Source organism: Methylobacterium sp. (assembly GCF_019745455.1).
Taxonomy (GTDB): Bacteria; Pseudomonadota; Alphaproteobacteria; order Rhizobiales; family Beijerinckiaceae; genus Methylobacterium.
Window position 1 is genome coordinate 1 of the sequence record NZ_JAIETD010000082.1, and the last position, 17,503, is coordinate 17,503.

Here is a 17,503-nt window from a genome sequence, read left to right on the forward strand (position 1 = left end):
ATTCCACCTCAGGCCGCCTGACCGATGGCCGCTCCAACTCCACCCCGAATTTCCACCTCATTGACGGACACGACCCCGTGGTCGATGGCACGGACGGACGGACCCATTATATCAAGCTGCCCGACCTCGACGCGGCCGGCGATAGCGCGCCGGGCTCGATCGTCGAGCTGCGCAAATTCGACGACGCGCAGGGACGCAGACGGGTCGCGCTCGCCATCCGCTCCGATCTCGACATCGAGAGGCAAGTCCATGCAACCGGCGCGACCTGGCTCGACCGGCAGGCGATCGCCCGTGAGCCCGTTCCGCTCGGCGGCGGCGGCTTCGGCGCCGAGGTGCGCCAGGCTATGGACCGCCGTGCCGACCATCTCGTCGGCCAGGGTCTCGCCGAGCGACAAACACGGGGCGTCAGCTTCTCACCCGGGCTGATCGACATGCTGCGGCAGCGCGAGGTCGACGCCCTTGGCGAGAAGCTCGCGGCCGAGACCGGCCGACAATTCTCGAAGGCCGCAACGGGCGAGTATGTGGCGGGCACCTACCGGCAGCGCTTCGCGCTCGCGTCTGGCCGCTTCGCCATGATCGATGACGGCCTCGGATTCCAGCTCGTGCCCTGGTCGCCGTCCCTCGAACGCCAGGTCGGTCAGCACGTCTCCGGCGTGTCGCACGGCGCCGGTGGCGTCGACTGGAGCTTCGGCCGCAACCGCGGCCTCGGCATGTAGCCCAATCAAGAGAGGAGTGCCCGCCATGTCGGCGACCAAAATCCTCTGGGGCCAGATCCTCACCGTCGTCCTGATCGTGCTGATGACAACCTGGGCGGCGACGCAATGGACGGCCTATCGGCTCGGCTTCCAGCCACAGCTTGGGCTTCCGTGGTTCGAACTGGCCGGTTGGCCGATCTACTATCCGCCAGCCTTTTTCTGGTGGTGGTATTTCTACGATGCCTATGCTCCGCCGATCTTCATCGAAGGCGCCTATATCGCCGCGTCGGGCGGTTTCATTTCCATCGCCGTCGCGATCGGCATGTCCGTGTGGCGGGCGCGCGAAGCCAAGAACGCCGAGACCTTCGGCTCCGCCCGATGGGCCGATGCTCGCGAAGTGAGTGCCGCGGGCCTCCTGGGCGCGGATGGCGTGATCCTGGGCAAGTTCGAGCGCGACTACCTCCGTCACGATGGTCCCGAGCATGTGCTGTGCTTCGCTCCCACGCGATCCGGCAAGGGCGTCGGCCTGGTCGTGCCGTCACTGCTGACCTGGCCGGGCTCGGCCATCGTCCACGACATCAAGGGGGAGAACTGGACGCTGACGGCGGGCTTTCGATCCCGGCACGGCCGCGTGCTGCTGTTCGATCCGACGAACACGAAGTCGGCCGCCTACAATCCTCTGCTCGAGGTCCGCCGCGGCGAGTGGGAGGTCCGCGACGTCCAGAACATCGCCGATATCCTGGTCGACCCAGAAGGCTCGCTGGAGAAGCGGAACCACTGGGAAAAAACCAGCCACGCGCTGCTGGTCGGCGCCATCCTGCACGTCCTCTACGCCGAGGCCGACAAGACCCTGGCTGGCGTCGCCGCCTTCCTCTCCGACCCGAAGCGGCCGATCGACTCGACGCTCGCCGCCATGATGAGGACCGCCCATCTCGGCGAGGCTGGCCCGCATCCGGTGATCGCCAGCGCGGCCCGCGAACTGCTGAACAAATCCGACAACGAGCGATCGGGCGTGCTGTCCACCGCGATGTCGTTCCTCGGCCTCTATCGCGATCCCGTCGTCGCCGAAGTCACACGCCGCTGCGACTGGCGCATCACCGACATAGTCGGCGGCAAGCATCCGACGACGCTTTACCTCGTTGTGCCGCCCTCGGACATCAACCGCACCAAGCCGCTGATCCGTCTGATCCTCAATCAGATCGGCCGGCGGCTCACGGAGGATCTGAACGCGAAGGGCAACCGCCACCGGCTTCTCCTGATGCTCGACGAATTCCCGGCCCTCGGCCGCCTCGACTTCTTTGAGAGCGCGCTTGCCTTCATGGCCGGCTACGGTCTCAAAGCCTTCCTCATCGCCCAGTCGCTGAACCAGATCGAGAAGGCCTACGGACCGAACAACTCGATCCTCGACAACTGCCATGTCCGCGTCAGCTTCGCGACCAATGACGAGCGGACCGCCAAGCGTGTCTCCGACGCGCTCGGCACCGCGACCGAGATGCGCGCGATGAAGAACTATGCCGGACATCGCCTGTCGCCCTGGCTCGGTCACATGATGGTCTCGCGCTCGGAGACAGCCCGGCAACTGATGACGCCCGGCGAGATCATGCAGCTTCCGCCATCCGACGAAATCGTCATGGTGGCGGGCACCCCGCCGATCCGCGCAAAGAAGGCGCGATATTATGAGGATCGCCGGTTTCAGGAGCGCATCCTGCCGCCGCCGAATCTCGTCAAGCCGACCACTGCACGACCGGACGACTGGAGCACGCTGCCTCTTCCGGCGACACCGGTGATGGCAGCGGCCGCTAGCGGCGACGGATCGGAGGACGAGGATACGACCGACTCCGAGCGCCGGCACCAGCCGGAGTTGAGTCGCTCAAAACCCGTCGAGCCAAAGCAACCCATCGAAAACGAGTTTGAGATCGATCCCCGCGACGACGCCGACGAGGACGCCGCGCGCCTCTCGCGCATGAACCAGACGATGCGCCAGGTGGCGCGGCAGGCGTCGCTTGATCCCGGCGACGGCATCGATCTTTAGGAGGCACAATGGCGAAGCCCCCCAAAAAGCAGCGCCTGTCTGTATATCTCGAACCGGAGGTCATGAAGGCGCTCGCCGCGCACGCGGGCCGTCGTGATCAATCCCTCTCGCTGATCGCGGAAGCCGGCATCGCCTCCTTCCTGTCGCCTGATGCTGCCGAACGGCAGGAGGCTGCGACGACGAAGCGGCTCGACCAGATCGACCGGCGAATGGCGCGGATGGAGCGCGATCTCGGAATCAGCGTCGAAACGCTGGCCGTGTTCATCCGCTTCTGGCTGACGACAAACCCGCCGCTGCCGGAGCCCGCACAGGCTGCGGCGCGCTCGAAAGCAGGCGAGCGCTACGAGGCGTTCGTCACCGCCCTCGGCCGGCGACTCGCTCACGGGCCGAAGCTTCGCCAGGAGATTTCGGAAGACATCGCGCCCGCGCGCGACGCGGATTAATCACGACCGCGCCTACCACAAGTATTCCTGCGTTCCGCCGTTTCCCTGTATTTGTACGCCACAGTACGACGACCACAGCACGGTTGTTGTCAGGCCCTAATTTCTGCCTCTTCTACTCATCCCCGATCCAGGGCCGCATGTCGCGGTCCCGCAAGAGAACGGGGACGACGTGGCGGCAACTCACCAGAAATCGGAAGCGCTCCTTCGCGGTGCCCGCATGCTGCGCACGGCCCTCGGGCCGGCGATCGCCCGCTTTCTGGAAGATCCCGTGATCGTCGAGGTGATGCTCAATCCCGATGGGCGGCTCTGGGTCGACCGGCTTTCCGAAGGGCTTTCCGATACGGGTGAGCTGCTGTCGCCTTCAGACGGCGAGCGGATCATCCGTCTCGTCGCCCATCATGTCGGCGCCGAGGTTCATCCCGGAGCCCCGCGTGTGTCGGCCGAGCTTCCCGAGACGGGGGAAAGATTCGAGGGGCTGCTGCCCCCCGTGGTGTCAGCGCCAGCCTTCGCAATCCGCAAGCCCGCTGTCGCCGTGTTCACTCTCGACGATTATGTCGCCGCCGGCATCATGGCCGCAGGTCAGGCCGAGACGCTGCGCCAAGCCGTCGCCGACCGCCGTAACATCCTCGTTGCCGGCGGCACATCCACCGGCAAGACGACCCTCACCAACGCGCTGCTGGCCGAAGTCGCGAAGACCTCCGACCGCGTCGTGCTCATCGAGGACACGCGCGAACTGCAATGCGCCGCGCCCAATCTTGTCGCCATGCGGACGAAGGATGGCATCGCCTCACTTTCCGATCTCGTCCGCTCTTCGCTTCGCCTCCGCCCAGACCGCATCCCGATCGGCGAGGTGCGCGGGGCCGAGGCGCTCGATCTGCTGAAAGCCTGGGGCACCGGCCACCCCGGTGGAGTCGGCACCATCCACGCCGGCACCGCTATCGGCGCGCTTCGTCGCATGGAGCAGCTCATTCAGGAAGCCGTCGTCACCGTCCCGCGCGCGCTGATCGCGGAGACGATTGATCTCATCGCCGTGCTGTCCGGCCGTGGCGCATCGCGCCACCTCGCCGAACTCGCCCGCATCGAGGGGCTCGGCCCCGGCGGCGACTACCGCGTCACCCCCGCAACCCAGCCCCTTACAGGAGACCCGTCATGATTAAGCACGCCCTGCGCATCCGCCGGCATATCGCTACGGCGGTGTCCGTCGCCTTCGTCTCGCTGGCGATGGCGCCCGCCGCGCACGCGTCCGGTTCCTCCATGCCCTGGGAAGCACCGCTGCAATCCATCCTCGAGTCGATCGAGGGGCCTGTCGCCAAGATCATCGCGGTGATGATCATCATCATCACCGGCCTGACGCTCGCCTTCGGCGACACTTCCGGCGGTGCCCGCAAGCTGATCCAGATCGTCTTCGGCCTGTCGATCGCCTTCGCCGCGTCCAGCTTCTTCCTGTCGTTCTTCTCGTTCGGCGGCGGGGCGCTCGTCTGATGGCCAACGGCGCGGATCATCATGGCGAGCTGGCAGGCTTCTCAGTCCCGGTCCATCGGGCGCTGACCGAGCACATCCTGCTCGGCGGCGCGCCGCGCTCGCTCGCCATCCTCAACGGCACGCTGGCGGCAGCGCTCGGCCTCGGCCTGCGCCTCTGGCTGGTCGGTCTCGGCCTCTGGGCTCTCGGCCACTTCGCGGCCGTCTGGGCAGCCAAGCGCGATCCGCAGTTCGTCGATGTCGTGCGCAAGCATCTGCGCATCCCCGGCCACCTGTCGGTTTGAGGAGGAACGCCGATGATGAACCTTGCAGAATATCGCAACCGCAATACCCGTCTCGCCGACTTCCTGCCCTGGGTGGCGCTTGTTGGCGAAGGCATCGTCTTGAACAAGGACGGCAGCTTGCAGCGGACCGCAAGATTTCGCGGACCCGACCTCGACAGTGCCGTTCCGGCCGAGCTAGTCGCGGTCGCCGGGCGCCTCAACAACGCCTTCCGTCGCCTGGGCTCCGGCTGGGCCATCTTCGTCGAGGCGCAGCGCCATGGTGCCGCGACCTATCCGGCCAGCGTGTTCGCCGACAGCGCGTCGGCCTTGGTCGACGCCGAACGGAAAGCCGACTTCGAGGAAGCCGGCGCGCACTTCGAATCGAGCTACTTCCTCACCTTCCTCTACCTTCCCCCGGCCGAAGACGCGGCGCGCGCAGAGACCTGGCTCTATGAGGGTCGCGATCACGCTGGCGTCGATGCGCACGAGATCCTGCGCGGATTCGCAGACCGCACCGATCGCATCCTTCAGCTCATCGACGCCTTCATGCCGGAATGCGCCTGGCTCGATGACGGCGAGACGCTGACCTATCTGCATTCGACCGTCTCGACCAAGCGGCACCGCGTCCGCGTGCCCGAGACGCCGATATATCTCGATGCGCTGCTGGCCGATCAGCCCCTGACCGGCGGGCTCGAACCCCGGCTCGGCGACGCACATGTCCGCATCCTCACCATTGTCGGCTTCCCGACCGCGACCACGCCCGGCATCCTCGATGAGCTGAACCGGCTGGCCTTTCCCTATCGCTGGTCAACACGCGCCGTCCTGCTCGACAAGACCGACGCCACCAAGCTGCTGACGAAGATCAGGCGTCAGTGGTTCGCCAAGCGCAAGTCGATCGCCGCCATCCTCAAGGAGGTGATGACCAACGAGGCCTCTGCGCTGGTCGATACCGATGCGGCCAACAAGGCCGCCGACGCCGACATGGCGTTGCAGGAGCTGGGCGCCGACTATGCGGGCCAAGCCTATGTGACGGCGACTATCACCGTCTGGGACGAGGACCCGCGCATCGCAGCTGAAAAGCTGCGGATGGTCGAGAAGGTCATCCAGGGCCGCGACTTCACCGCCATGCCCGAGACGATCAACGCGGTCGACGCCTGGCTCGACTCGCTGCCCGGCCATGTCTACGCCAATGTCCGGCAGCCGCCGATCAACACCTTGAATCTCGCCCACATGATCCCGCTGTCGGCGGTGTGGGCGGGACCGGAACGGGACGAGCACTTCGATGCACCCCCACTGCTTTACGGCAGAACCGAAGGCTCGACCCCGTTCCGGCTTTCCATCCATGTCGGCGATGTCGGCCACACCCTGATCGTCGGGCCAACGGGCGCCGGCAAGTCGGTGCTGCTGGCGCTAATGGCGCTGCAGTTCCGGCGCTATCCGCAGTCGCAGGTTTTCGCCTTCGACTTTGGCGGATCGATCCGCGCCGCCGCGCTCGCCATGCGCGGAGACTGGCACGATCTTGGCGGTGGCCTCACCGAAGGCTCAGACGACAGCGTGTCGATTCAGCCGCTCGGGCGCATCGACGATGTCGCCGAGCGCGCCTGGGCCTCCGACTGGCTGATCGCGATCCTGGGGCGCGAGAGCGTGCCGGTCACGCCCGAGGTGAAGGAGCATCTCTGGTCGGCGCTCTCCTCGCTGGCGTCCGCGCCGATCAACGAGCGGACGCTCACCGGCCTGTCCGTCCTGCTGCAGTCCAACGACCTGAAGCAGGCGCTTCGGCCCTATTGCGTCGGCGGTCCCTATGGCCGGTTGCTCGACGCCGAGGCCGAGCATCTGGGCGAAGCGAATGTCCAGGTCTTCGAAACAGAAGGGTTGATCGGCACGGGCGCCGCCGCCGCCGTGCTCGCCTATCTCTTCCACCGCATCGAGGACCGCCTCGACGGTCGCCCCACGCTGCTGATCGTCGATGAAGGCTGGCTGGCGCTGGACGACGAGGGTTTCGCCGGTCAGCTCCGCGAGTGGCTGAAGACGCTGCGCAAGAAGAACGCCAGCGTCATCTTCGCGACGCAGTCGCTCTCCGACATCGACGGCTCAGCGATCGCGCCAGCCATCATCGAGAGCTGTCAGACTCGCATCCTGCTGCCGAACGAACGCGCGATCGAGCCGCAGATCACCGCCATCTATCGCCGCTTTGGGCTCAACGATCGCCAGATCGAGATCCTCGCGCGGGCGATGCCTAAGCGCGACTATTACTGCCAGTCGCGGCGCGGCAACCGGCTGTTCGAGCTGGGGCTGTCGGACGTGGCGCTCGCGCTCTGCGCCGCGTCGTCCAAGCAGCACCAGGCGCTGATCGCGGACGTTCACGCCCGCAGCGGCACGGATGGCTTCCTCGCTGAGTGGCTCGCCGAGAACCGGCTTGCCTGGGCCGCGGACCTCATCGCCGACCTCACCAATGTCATCCCCCAAACCGATCCGGAGACACGCCCATGACCCGTTCTACTCAATCCCGCTCGCTTGCACTGCGTATCACCGCAGCGCTGCTTGCCGCGCCGATCGCGCTTTCGCCGATCCTCAGCACTCCCGCCGCTGCGCAATGGATCGTCTACGATCCGACCAACTATGCGCAGAACGTCCTGACGGCGGCGCGCACCCTCCAGCAGGTCAATCAGCAGATCACCCAGCTTCAGAACGAAGCGACGATGCTGATCAACCAGGCCCGCAACCTCGCCAGCCTGCCATACTCCTCGCTCCAGCAGCTTCAGCAGTCGGTTCAGCGCACCCAGCAGCTCCTGCAACAGGCGCAAGGAATCGCCTACGACGTCCAGCGCATCGACCAGGCGTTCACGTCGACCTACGGCAACGCCTCCATGTCCGCCTCCGACCAGGCGCTCGTGGCGCAGGCGCGGGAGCGCTGGCAGAACACCGTCGGCGGCCTGCAGGACGCCATGCGCGTCCAGGCGGGCGTCGTCGGTAACATCGACACGAACCGGACCCAGATGTCGGCGCTGGTCGGCCAAAGCCAGGGCGCCACGGGCGCGCTCCAAGCGACACAAGCCGGCAACCAGCTTCTCGCCCTGCAAGCACAGCAGCTCGCGGACCTCACGGCCGTCGTCGCCGCAAACGGTCGGGCGCAGAGCCTGTCCGAAGCGGAACGTGCGGCAGCGGCCGAGCAGGGCCGGGAGCAGCGCCGACGGTTCCTGACGCCGGGCACCGGCTATCAGCCCGGCAACGCCCGCATGTTCCCGAATGGCAACTGAGGGCGCGGCCATGGACGGCAAGATGCTCGCACGGCTCGGCGCTGTGGTGTTCGTGGCCGTCGCGATCACTGCGACCGCGATCGAGATGAACCGGAAAGAGGAAGTGCGGGAGGCGTGGCCGTCCGACCGGACCACCCAAGCGCAGGGCGATCCGTTGCGCGACGAAATGATCCGCTGCCAGGTGCTCGGCGAAGCGGGGCCGCGCGATCCGGCGTGCCTGCGGGCCTGGGCCGAAAACCGCAACCGCTTCCTCGCGCCCGGCGCGCGACCTACCGAGCGCTTGCCGGACATCCCGCCAGCGCCGCGAAACACTCTCATACCCCAATCGGACCGCACCGATCAGCCGGCCTTCGAGCCCGCCGCACCGATCGCGCCGCCGCAGCTCGACGAGGCGAGATAAGATCATGGGCGGCACCGGCGTCATTGACCATTTTCTTGAGGTCTTCACCCGCTACATCGACAGCGGATTCGGGCTACTCAGCGGCGAAGTCGCCTTCATCGCCACCACCCTGATCGTCATCGACGTGACGCTGGCGGCGCTGTTCTGGAGCTGGGGCGCCGACGACGACATCATGGCCCGCCTGGTGAAGAAGACGCTGTTCGTCGGCGTGTTCGCCTACATCATCGGTAATTGGAACAACCTCGCCCGGATCATTTTCGAGAGCTTCGCCGGCCTCGGCCTGAAGGCTAGCGGCACCGGGTTCACCACGGCCGACCTCTTGCGCCCTGGCAAGGTCGCTCAGACCGGGCTCGACGCCGGACGGCCGCTGCTCGATTCCATCTCCAGCCTCATGGGCTACTGGTCGTTCTTCGAGAACTTCATCCAGATCGCCTGCATGTTCCTGGCCTGGGCGCTGGTGCTGCTCGCTTTTTTCATCCTCGCCATCCAGCTCTTCGTCACGCTCATCGAGTTCAAGCTGACGACGCTCGCCGGCTTCGTGCTGATCCCGTTCGGCCTGTTCGGCAAGTCGGCCTTCATGGCCGAACGGGTGCTGGGCAACGTCATCTCCTCCGGCATCAAGGTGCTGGTGCTGGCCGTCATCATCGGCATCGGCTCGACGCTCTTCTCAGAATTCACATCCGGTTTCGGCGGCCAGAACCCGACAATCGACGAAGCGATGGCGATCGTGCTCGCCGCGCTGTCGCTGCTCGGCCTCGGCATCTTCGGTCCCGGTATTGCAAGCGGCATCGTCTCCGGTGGTCCCCAGCTCAGCGCCGGAGCAGCAGTCGGCACTGGCCTGGCCGCAGGCGGCATGGTCGCGCTCGGCGCTGGCGCCGTCGGCGCCGCCGCGTCGGGTGGCGCTGCGCTGGCCAGTGGTGCGGCCGCCGCCGCTCGTGGCGGTGCTGCGATCGCTGGCGGCGCGTCCACCGCTTACAGCCTTGGCGCAGCCGGGCAGTCCGGCGCGGCCGGCGTCGCTTCCGGTCTCAGCGGGGTCGCCCGTGCCGGCGGCAGCGCCGCCGTCTCACCCCTGCGCCGCACTGCGTCGCGTGCCGCCGAAAGCATGCGCTCAAGCTTCAACGCTGGCGGCAAGGCCGCCTTTGAGGCGACAGGCGGCACTTCCACCATGGGCTCGATCGGCGGTGACGCGGCCGGTGATGGCGCCGCTGCCGCCCGTTCCGCGAACGCCGGCGGTCCGCCGGCCTGGGCGCAGCGGATGCGCCGATCCCAGCACATGACCCATGCCGTCCAGGCCACGGCCCATGCCGTCCGCTCCGGCGACGCCCACGGCGGCGGCTCTTCCATCAATCTTTCCGAAGGCGATCGCTGATGTTCAAACGACCCTCTACCCATTATGGCAAGGCCCCCGAGCCGGCGACGCCCTATCAACGCGCCACCCAGGTCTGGGATGAGCGCATCGGCGCCTCGCGCGTGCAGGCCAAGAACTGGCGGCTCATGGCGTTCGGCTCACTGATCCTATCGGCCGGGTTCGCCACCGCGCTCGTCGTGCAGTCAGCACGCGGGACGATCGTACCCTGGGTGGTCCAAGTCGATCGCATCGGTCAGGCGCAGGCCGTCGCGCCCGCCGAGGCCGACTATCGTCCGACCGATCCGCAGATTGCCTTCCACCTAGCGCGCTTCATCGAGCAGGTCCGGAGCATTCCGGCCGATGCGATCATCGTCCGGCAGAACTGGCTGCGCGCCTACGACTTCACGACTGACCGCGGCGCCATGGCGCTCAATGACTACGCCCGCTCCAACGACCCCTTTACACGGGTCGGCCGGCAGCAGGTCGCTGTCGACGTCTCCAGCGTCATCCGCGCGTCCCCGGACAGCTTCCGCGTCGCCTGGGTCGAGCGCCGATACGAAAATGGCCAGCTCGCCGAGACCACGCGCTGGACCGCGATCCTGACGATCGTCGTGCAGATCCCCCGAAACGCCGACCGGCTCAGGGCGAACCCGCTCGGCATCTACGTCAACGCCATCAACTGGTCACGGGAGCTTGGGCAATGAAGCCGTATTTCCGTAAAGCCGGAAACCCGGCTTCACACACACACGTACTCCCGGCTCTCCGTAGAGCCGCATTCCCGGTCGTTCTGCTAGCGGCGACCGCGCTCGCGGGCTGCGCGACCACCAATCCGCCGCCGGAGATTTCCTACGACAATGCGGCTCCGGCGGTGCAGACCGTCGATCCACCCGCGCCGGTCACCGTGGTCGAGCTGCCCCGGCCGCTGCCGCTGCCTGGCCAATTGCAGCGTGTGGAGGAGACGCGGCGTGCCCCGGAGCCTTCTAATCCGACCGCTCGCGTCAACCAGGCAAACGAGGCGGCACGAGTCCAGCCGGTGCGCGACGGCTTCATTAACTCGATGCAGGTCTACCCGTGGACTCAAGGGGCGCTTTATCAAGTCTATACCGCCGTCGGGCAGATCACCGACATCGCGCTCCAACCCGGGGAGCAGCTTGTCGGCGCAGGCCCGGTGGCCGCCGGCGACACAGTGCGCTGGATCATCGGCGACACCGAGAGCGGATCGGGGGCAACGCGCCAGATCCACATCCTAGTAAAGCCCACCCGCGCCGACCTGATGACAAACCTCGTCATCAACACCAACATGCGCACCTATCACATGGAGCTGCGCTCGACAGAGCGCACCTATATGGCGTCGGTCTCATGGCAGTATCCGCAAGACCAGCTCATTGCGCTGCGCCGTCAGAACGCCGAGGCGCAGGCGGCCCAGCCGGTGGCGAGCGGCGTCGATCTCGCGAACGTCAACTTCCGCTATGCGATCGAGGGCGACCGTGCGCCCTGGCGGCCGCTGCGCGCCTTCGACGACGGACGCCAGGTCTTTATCGAGTTTCCGCGCGGCATCGGTCAGGGCGAGATGCCGCCACTCTTCGTCGTCGGCCCCGAGGGCAACACCTCTGAGCTCGTGAACTATCGCGTTCGCGGCCACCACATGATCGTTGATCGTCTGTTCGCGGCTGCCGAACTTCGCTTCGGCTCCGGCCGCGAGCAGAAGCGCGTCAGGATCGTCCGCACAGGCGGGAGGCCGACCTCGTGAGCGAGAACCCGCCCCGGATTGAGGAAGTGCCGGACGACGATGCGCAGCCCCTGACCGGCGAGCCGGTCGGGCCTGCGCCGATGCGGCTGCGGGCCGAACCGCCCCGCGTCACCCGGTTGTCGCGGAAGGTTCTCGCCGGCCTCGGTCTTGTCGCCAGCGTCGGGCTCGGAGGTGCGCTGATCTACGCGCTTCAGACCCGCGACGCCGGTCGGCCGAACGACGAACTCTATTCGACCGAGAACCGCTCGACCGCTGACGGACTGGCCGGCCTGCCGCGAGATTACAGTGGCGTGCCACAGCTCGGTCCCCCTCTTCCCGGTGACCTCGGTCGGCCGATCCTTAGTACCCAGGATCGCGGACAGCCGGTGCCCACACCCGGGACGGCCACGCCCAATCCCGGCATCAGCCCGGAAGAGCAGCGCCGCCTTCAGGAAATCGAGACCGCGCGCACCAGCCGTCTCTTCTCCGGATCGGAAAGCCGGGGCACACCCGCTGCTGCGGGAGCTGCCCCAGCGCTCGCGCCGGTGCCGGATTTGGCGAGCATTGGCCTCGCTCCGCCGCCCGCCACGCCCTCGGCGCAGGACCGGCAGAACGCGTTTCTGAACGCCGCGGCCGATCGCAGGACGGTTGCGCCCGATCGCGTCGCTGCGCCAGTATCGCCGAACGTCCTTCAGGCGGGAGCAGTGATATCCGCGGCGCTGATCACCGGCATCCGATCCGATCTACCCGGCCAGATCACCGCGCAGGTCACCGAAAACATCTACGACAGCCCAACCGGCCGTATCTTGCTTGTGCCGCAAGGCACTCGTGTGGTCGGGCAGTACGACAACAACGTGCAGTTCGGCCAGAGCCGAGTCCTGCTCGTCTGGACTCGGCTCGTCTTCCCGAACGGGCGCTCGATCGTTCTCGAGCGCCAGCCTGGTGCTGACGCTGAAGGGTTCGCCGGGCTTCAGGATGGCGTCGATTACCATTGGTGGGATCTGGCCAAGGCTGCGGGATTGTCGACACTGCTGAGCGTCGGCGCCGAACTCGCGGTCGACAACGACGATCGGCTCGTTCAGGCGATCCGGAACGGTGGGCAGGACACCATCAACGACGCAGGGCAGCAGATTGTGAGGCGTCAGCTCAACGTCGCGCCCACGATCACTATTCGGCCCGGATTTCCCGTGCGCGTTATCGTGACGCGAGACTTGGTACTGGAGCCATATGGAGGGTGATGATGTCGAAGCTTAAGCTAGGCCCCATCGCGGACGACAAGCCGCTTAAGGTACAGGTCGAGCTACCTGCAGCTCTCCACCAGGACCTTGTTGACTACGCCCACCTATTGGGCCGAGAGCAAGGTCAGTCCGCTGTTGACCCAGCTCGGTTAATCGTCCCGATGTTACAACGGTTCATCGCGACAGACCGTGGCTTCGCCAAAGCCAGGCGAACGTTGACGCCGGGGAGCGCCGATTAATCCGTGGTCCCCGCTCTAGAGGGGGTGTCGAAACACTTCAGCAGCAGCGGCAGAGTCGGGTTGTCGTTGTCACTGGAAGAAATTATAGCGGCCGTCGGCGCCCGCGCCGATGGGAGCGGGATCAACGCGATATCCGGCCGGTAGATCACGCTGGTGATGGTCAAGCCGAAGCCCTGTTCGACCATCGTCAGCAGGGTTTCTCGGCTGACTTGTTGGATCGAGAGTTGAACCGCTCCGTCTCCGGCGCCCACCATGCGCCGGAGTATGCCAGCGAGCTCACGCCCAGCGCCATCCGAGCGAACGAGGAAGACTTCGTCACAAATGTCCTCCCACGACAGCTCTGGCCGTGCTGCCAACTCGTGAAGCGGGGACAATGCCACGAACAGATCTGGTTCGCAGAGACGTCGAACTTGGAACTGAGGGCTCTTGCTCGCACTCAGGCTGATTGCTGCGTCCAGTAATCCGCGCTTCACCCCCAAAGTGTTTTCTTCTGAAGTGCCTTCCTCAAGCTTTACCTCGATCGTCGGATGTCTATTTCTGAATGCCGAGAGAATGTTGATGATCGGGCACGCCGGGAACGCTTCAAGCATTCCAAACCTCACGAGCCCGGTCTTGAGTTTCCGCGCGGAGCGGATCTCCGTTGCGGCGTTACGAAGGTAGCGCGCTCCCACCACCGCTTGTTGAAGGAAGCGCTCACCTTCTGGAGTCAGCCCTGCCCCCGCTCGCGTACGCTTGAAGAGAGAAAAGCCAAGTTGGCGCTCAAACAGCTGCACACGTCGGCTGACGGTGGATTGCGATATCGATAGGCGCTCCGCCGCTCGGCGGAAGCTGCCGGCCTCGGCGACCTGAACGGCGTACTTCAGGTATCGGAGATCAAGAGTCAGGTCGGGCATGAGACCCGTCCGATCATACCGGCGGTCTCATCGGCGAACCGCCTGCGCCCGGTGAGCGGCACCCATGCACGTCCACTTTCATCGAGCCCACCCCCGCTAGCGCCTGGGGAACGAGCACGTCCGTTGATCTCAGATGTGGAATCCGAGCTGAGCCCCTCAATGAGCATGACCATGTCCGAATCTGTCATAGATGCATGCGGCGGTCATACATTTTCACACGCTTGAAGTCTATGCGCGAAGCATATATTCTTGCCGTATGGAGCCTGAGGTCGCCAAGTACCATTTAGGTGCACTCGCGTTGGCGGTTGCAGACAGCATCGCCAGTGTCTCGGCCTCGTTTTCACCAAGCGGCCCGGGGACCGCCGTGATGGTGTTACTCAGCATGGAGCCCGGACTGCCGATCAGCGTTTTGGCTACCTCGATCGGGCTTTCTCATGCCGGGACGGTGCGATTGATCGATAGGCTCGAGCGCGAACAGTTGGTGGAACGACGAAGACAAATCACCGACAGGCGGGCGCGCTTCATTCACCTCACCAATTCGGGGAAGAAGATAACGGACGCCTTGCTCAAGGCACGGGAGCAGGTGATCTCCGAATGTATTTCGCCCCTGTCGCCCAATGACCTCGACATTCTAGGCATGCTGTCGGAGCGGCTCCTTGTGGCAAACGGCTTCGACAAAGATGGCTCGGTCAGCCTTTGCCATCTGTGCGGCTACAGCAGGATCGCGCCTTCCCGTGGTAAAGCTAAGCCGGGGCGCTCGCCACGCTGGAACGTCGCATCAGAAGGCTGACGATATGATCAGGCAGGCTTGATATAATGGGATCGTTTGCGCTCGAACTTCTTCTATGCGTACTTGCCTTCGGGTTCGGATATGCGGCGAACCAAGGCGGAACCTGTTTAGTGGTGGCCGCTCATGAGTTACACAGAAGACAGCCGCCGAAAATGTTCGTCGGATTTCTCGCAGCGTCGGCAGCGGCAGGCCTGGTTGCGGTCCCGATAGTCTGGACGGGAACACTGGGCGCAACACTCGCACCCTCGACCAGCATCAATTTCCTCCTGCTCATCGGCGCCATCGCCTTCGGCCTCGGCGCACTCATTAATGACACATGCCTGCTCGGATCGCTGGCGCGGCTTGGGGATGGGGAGATGCGACTTCTAGCTCTACCCTTGGGATTAACGATTGGTATCTTGGCTGCCGACCATGGCAGGTTCGGCTACGATTCAACATGGCCAAGCTTAATCTCCAAACCGAGCGCAACAGGCCTCGTTACTCTCCTAGCCTTCCTAGTTGTGCTCGTGCTGGCACTCGTTTTCGTTTCCACGAAGAGCGTTCTGCGAACAAAGCCGGGTTGGTCGTTCGGCGCTTCGATGATTGGACTCGGTATCACTGGCGGACTTCTATATGCACTCTCGCCGGCCTGGACCTTCGCAGACGTGATTCAACGCGCCCTTCCTCTCAGAATGTCGCCGGCCGGCGAGGTCGCGCTCACTGCGGTGATCTCTTCGATCGCAGGCGCCCTAACCGCCTCCTTTCGCCAAGGCAATCTGCGTCTCCAACTGCCGACAGCCAATGGCATTCTGCGATCTGTCGTCGGCGGCACATTGATGGGTATCGGCATCGCGCTCATACCCGGCGGGAATGATGGGTTGATCCTCGCAGCGGTTCCGACTCTTTCACCTGGTGGGATAGTCGCCTACCTTCTGATGACGACGACAATCGTCTTCGGATTTGCAGCGCGTGGTAAGTTATTCCGGCGCTGCCTTTCACGGCCATGATAAGGGCAACAGAGGACTTGCCCTCCTGACATGAGCATTTATCCCGACCGGGAATATCGGCTGACTAGCTCGTATGCCTTTGCAGGCCCTTGGACCATGATGACCACTTCAAAGGCCGCCGGCCCCAGAATCCTGTAGGTTGCATGGTAGGTGTCGTCTCCGCAGGCATAGACACCACTCGCTTCCAACCCGGTATCCGTCCGCGAGAAACTCAAGCTGAGGAACTGCGTCCCGATATGAGGTCCGTCTGCGAACTCGACGACAACACTGTCCTCGCTCAAGCGATAGCGATACTGCCGGCACGCGGAGAATACTCTGCCATCTGCCAGTGTGAGAATGCCGCTCTCTCGATAAGCGAGCGCGCCTTCGCCGAAACGGGCGAAGACCGCGTCGCCATGCAGCTGAGCGCCTCCGAGCTCGATATCGCGACGGAGCATCCATGCCCCGCGGAGGTTCTGCAGGATTTGCACGCCCGCCGTCACGAGAGGACCACAGTCACGAGGGCACAAGCGCCCCTCTGTGGCGGACCGAAGCACGCAGCAGCACGAGGGACGCCGCTAGCAGAACTGCGTCCTTCAGTAGAAACTGCCCTGGTGCAGCCGAAATCGCAGGAAAGCCGCCGGCAGTCTGCTCCGCGACACCTGGAGTGGTGATGAAAAAGGTCAGCGTGATCAGATAGGTCGCTGCTGACATTAGTGCGCCTAGCGCAGAGAAGAGTGGACGAAATGCACCAAGGATCAGAACGAGACCGGTCGATAACTCGATAACGCCGATGAAATAGCTTTGCCCCTGCGTCCCGAACATGCCGAGCCAATTCATGATCGGGCTGTGTTCGATAAACGGGGCGATACCATAGGCCTCGTACGCTGTGAACTTCATCGCGCCGAACCACAGAAATACGATCACGAGAGCCCATCTAAGCAGGCCAAGATCCCTCCGACCGTGCTCGGGGACAAGAAATTCATAACGGTCGAAAATGCTCATCTAAAATTCCTCAACAGTGGTCCCGTGGGAACGTCACGAACGTCGTCTACGTGCTTCGGGCAGGCGTTGCAGTATATGCGCGACGCATATACTAATAAGCGAGATATGTCGAGCGGCTGGCTCGCGCTTCGCTGCCTCACGAAGCCATCCTCATCGGCGATGCCTTTACCCAGCAAACGCGCGACCTTTGCGGGATTTTGACTTGATGGGGCTGGCGCTCCGGGTGGGCCTATAGCCCGTTGGCAAACGTCCAGCCTGTACGGATGGACGCGGCCCTGGACGAGATAACCATGCCGGCCGAAATCGTAGCAGCGATCGCCGCAATCCCCGACGTCGTGGAGCACGGACTGTTCCTCAATGGGATTGATACAATCGTGATCGCGCGCGGTGACACGATGGAAGTGCGACGCCGGGGGCAAGCTAGGTCTCGCTGATCTGCACCTGCGCGGCCTGGATGACAGCGCTGACGCGGAGTGATTCTCGGGCGCGACCTACGGCGATTCCGAGCGAAAAGGCTTGCCCTATAGCCGCCAGGTATCAACGGTTCCGCGGCCTTAACGAGCCGGACCCGTTTTTTTCGGCGCGCTCGATCAGTCGAAATCCTCCGAAACCCTTTTAAAACAGGACATTTTCCACAAGCCGCGCGGAGGAAGAGGACCACGGTATGGCTTGCTGTCTATGCTCCGCGCACATATAGATGTGGCAATGGATGGACCTCGAGATCGAA

19 protein-coding genes are annotated in these 17,503 nt (G+C 64.6%); 16 read left to right on the forward strand and 3 right to left on the reverse strand.

Annotated features, from left to right (window positions below):
- The 14 genes from K2Y56_RS17120 to K2Y56_RS17185 all read left to right on the forward strand — a co-directional run.
- Positions 1 to 716 (forward strand): DUF3363 domain-containing protein (locus K2Y56_RS17120; protein ID WP_292510097.1); only part of this gene is annotated, 716 nt, incomplete at its 5' end.
- Between the two features lie 25 nt (positions 717 to 741).
- Positions 742 to 2,727, forward strand: coding sequence for a conjugal transfer protein TraG (locus tag K2Y56_RS17125; protein ID WP_292510100.1), 1,986 nt, complete (start codon positions 742 to 744; stop codon positions 2,725 to 2,727).
- 8 nt (positions 2,728 to 2,735) lie between these two features.
- Positions 2,736 to 3,170 (forward strand): CopG family transcriptional regulator, encoded by a 435-nt coding sequence (locus K2Y56_RS17130; RefSeq protein ID WP_242222627.1) that lies wholly within the window; start codon positions 2,736 to 2,738, stop codon positions 3,168 to 3,170.
- Between the two features lie 169 nt (positions 3,171 to 3,339).
- Positions 3,340 to 4,323, forward strand: a complete 984-nt coding sequence (trbB, locus tag K2Y56_RS17135; RefSeq protein ID WP_292510106.1) for a P-type conjugative transfer ATPase TrbB — start codon at positions 3,340 to 3,342, stop codon at positions 4,321 to 4,323.
- Positions 4,320 to 4,652, forward strand: a complete 333-nt coding sequence (locus K2Y56_RS17140) for a TrbC/VirB2 family protein (protein ID WP_018429602.1) — start codon at positions 4,320 to 4,322, stop codon at positions 4,650 to 4,652. The genes trbB and K2Y56_RS17140 overlap by 4 nt, the downstream gene beginning before the upstream one ends.
- Positions 4,652 to 4,933, forward strand: coding sequence for a VirB3 family type IV secretion system protein (locus K2Y56_RS17145; RefSeq protein ID WP_018429603.1), 282 nt, complete (start codon positions 4,652 to 4,654; stop codon positions 4,931 to 4,933). Before K2Y56_RS17140 ends, K2Y56_RS17145 begins: the two co-directional genes overlap by 1 nt.
- Positions 4,934 to 4,945: 12 nt before the next feature.
- Complete coding sequence (gene trbE / locus K2Y56_RS17150; protein WP_292510111.1) at positions 4,946 to 7,402, forward strand: conjugal transfer protein TrbE; 2,457 nt, start codon at positions 4,946 to 4,948, stop codon at positions 7,400 to 7,402.
- A complete protein-coding gene (gene trbJ / locus K2Y56_RS17155; RefSeq protein WP_292510114.1) occupies positions 7,399 to 8,169 on the forward strand; it encodes a P-type conjugative transfer protein TrbJ in 771 nt (256 codons plus the stop codon). Before trbE ends, trbJ begins: the two co-directional genes overlap by 4 nt.
- Positions 8,170 to 8,179: 10 nt before the next feature.
- Positions 8,180 to 8,569: a putative entry exclusion protein TrbK-alt gene (trbK-alt, locus tag K2Y56_RS17160; RefSeq protein ID WP_103243966.1), complete on the forward strand. Its 390-nt coding sequence runs from the start codon at positions 8,180 to 8,182 to the stop codon at positions 8,567 to 8,569.
- Between the two features lie 4 nt (positions 8,570 to 8,573).
- Positions 8,574 to 9,938, forward strand: coding sequence for a P-type conjugative transfer protein TrbL (gene trbL, locus K2Y56_RS17165; RefSeq protein WP_292510124.1), 1,365 nt, complete (start codon positions 8,574 to 8,576; stop codon positions 9,936 to 9,938).
- Entirely contained in the window at positions 9,938 to 10,621 is a 684-nt protein-coding gene (gene trbF, locus K2Y56_RS17170; protein ID WP_066114569.1) for a conjugal transfer protein TrbF, read from the forward strand. The genes trbL and trbF overlap by 1 nt, the downstream gene beginning before the upstream one ends.
- Positions 10,618 to 11,667 carry a P-type conjugative transfer protein TrbG gene (gene trbG / locus K2Y56_RS17175; protein ID WP_292510129.1) on the forward strand — a complete coding sequence of 350 codons (1,050 nt, stop codon included), beginning with the start codon at positions 10,618 to 10,620 and terminating at the stop codon, positions 11,665 to 11,667. Before trbF ends, trbG begins: the two co-directional genes overlap by 4 nt.
- Positions 11,664 to 12,884, forward strand: coding sequence for a TrbI/VirB10 family protein (locus K2Y56_RS17180; protein WP_018429610.1), 1,221 nt, complete (start codon positions 11,664 to 11,666; stop codon positions 12,882 to 12,884). The genes trbG and K2Y56_RS17180 overlap by 4 nt, the downstream gene beginning before the upstream one ends.
- A 2-nt stretch (positions 12,885 to 12,886) precedes the next feature.
- Complete coding sequence (locus K2Y56_RS17185; RefSeq protein WP_026227538.1) at positions 12,887 to 13,123, forward strand: DUF2274 domain-containing protein; 237 nt, start codon at positions 12,887 to 12,889, stop codon at positions 13,121 to 13,123.
- On the opposite strand, the gene K2Y56_RS17190 is transcribed toward K2Y56_RS17185, so the two are convergent.
- Positions 13,120 to 14,016 carry a LysR family transcriptional regulator gene (locus tag K2Y56_RS17190; protein WP_292510132.1) on the reverse strand — a complete coding sequence of 299 codons (897 nt, stop codon included), beginning with the start codon at positions 14,014 to 14,016 and terminating at the stop codon, positions 13,120 to 13,122. The genes K2Y56_RS17185 and K2Y56_RS17190 overlap by 4 nt on opposite strands.
- A gap of 190 nt (positions 14,017 to 14,206) precedes the next feature.
- On the opposite strand from K2Y56_RS17190, the gene K2Y56_RS17195 reads away from it, so the two are divergent.
- Complete coding sequence (locus tag K2Y56_RS17195) at positions 14,207 to 14,806, forward strand: MarR family transcriptional regulator (protein ID WP_292510135.1); 600 nt, start codon at positions 14,207 to 14,209, stop codon at positions 14,804 to 14,806.
- Between the two features lie 26 nt (positions 14,807 to 14,832).
- Positions 14,833 to 15,792 carry a YeeE/YedE thiosulfate transporter family protein gene (locus tag K2Y56_RS17200; RefSeq protein WP_004099025.1) on the forward strand — a complete coding sequence of 320 codons (960 nt, stop codon included), beginning with the start codon at positions 14,833 to 14,835 and terminating at the stop codon, positions 15,790 to 15,792.
- A 38-nt stretch (positions 15,793 to 15,830) separates the two neighbouring features.
- On the opposite strand, the gene K2Y56_RS17205 is transcribed toward K2Y56_RS17200, so the two are convergent.
- Positions 15,831 to 16,274 (reverse strand): DUF6314 family protein, encoded by a 444-nt coding sequence (locus K2Y56_RS17205; protein ID WP_292510147.1) that lies wholly within the window; start codon positions 16,272 to 16,274, stop codon positions 15,831 to 15,833.
- 13 nt (positions 16,275 to 16,287) lie between these two features.
- On the reverse strand, positions 16,288 to 16,776 hold the full coding sequence (locus K2Y56_RS17210; protein ID WP_018429614.1) for a DUF417 family protein: 489 nt from the start codon (positions 16,774 to 16,776) through the stop codon (positions 16,288 to 16,290).
- Between the last annotated feature and the right edge of the window lie 727 nt (positions 16,777 to 17,503).

Excerpts from the sequence above, each read along its gene's own strand:
- K2Y56_RS17125 (WP_292510100.1), top strand. The coding sequence starts at position 742 with ATGTCGGCGACCAAAATCCTCTGGGGCCAGATCCTCACCGTCGTCCTG.
- K2Y56_RS17130 (WP_242222627.1), top strand. The coding sequence starts at position 2,736 with ATGGCGAAGCCCCCCAAAAAGCAGCGCCTGTCTGTATATCTCGAACCG.
- K2Y56_RS17140 (WP_018429602.1), top strand. The coding sequence starts at position 4,320 with ATGATTAAGCACGCCCTGCGCATCCGCCGGCATATCGCTACGGCGGTG.
- K2Y56_RS17145 (WP_018429603.1), top strand. The coding sequence starts at position 4,652 with ATGGCCAACGGCGCGGATCATCATGGCGAGCTGGCAGGCTTCTCAGTC.
- trbE (WP_292510111.1), top strand. The coding sequence starts at position 4,946 with ATGATGAACCTTGCAGAATATCGCAACCGCAATACCCGTCTCGCCGAC.
- trbJ (WP_292510114.1), top strand. The coding sequence starts at position 7,399 with ATGACCCGTTCTACTCAATCCCGCTCGCTTGCACTGCGTATCACCGCA.
- trbK-alt (WP_103243966.1), top strand. The coding sequence starts at position 8,180 with ATGGACGGCAAGATGCTCGCACGGCTCGGCGCTGTGGTGTTCGTGGCC.
- trbL (WP_292510124.1), top strand. The coding sequence starts at position 8,574 with ATGGGCGGCACCGGCGTCATTGACCATTTTCTTGAGGTCTTCACCCGC.
- trbF (WP_066114569.1), top strand. The coding sequence starts at position 9,938 with ATGTTCAAACGACCCTCTACCCATTATGGCAAGGCCCCCGAGCCGGCG.
- trbG (WP_292510129.1), top strand. The coding sequence starts at position 10,618 with ATGAAGCCGTATTTCCGTAAAGCCGGAAACCCGGCTTCACACACACAC.
- K2Y56_RS17185 (WP_026227538.1), top strand. The coding sequence starts at position 12,887 with ATGTCGAAGCTTAAGCTAGGCCCCATCGCGGACGACAAGCCGCTTAAG.
- K2Y56_RS17190 (WP_292510132.1), bottom strand. The coding sequence starts at position 14,016 with ATGCCCGACCTGACTCTTGATCTCCGATACCTGAAGTACGCCGTTCAG.
- K2Y56_RS17195 (WP_292510135.1), top strand. The coding sequence starts at position 14,207 with ATGCATGCGGCGGTCATACATTTTCACACGCTTGAAGTCTATGCGCGA.
- K2Y56_RS17200 (WP_004099025.1), top strand. The coding sequence starts at position 14,833 with ATGGGATCGTTTGCGCTCGAACTTCTTCTATGCGTACTTGCCTTCGGG.
- K2Y56_RS17210 (WP_018429614.1), bottom strand. The coding sequence starts at position 16,776 with ATGAGCATTTTCGACCGTTATGAATTTCTTGTCCCCGAGCACGGTCGG.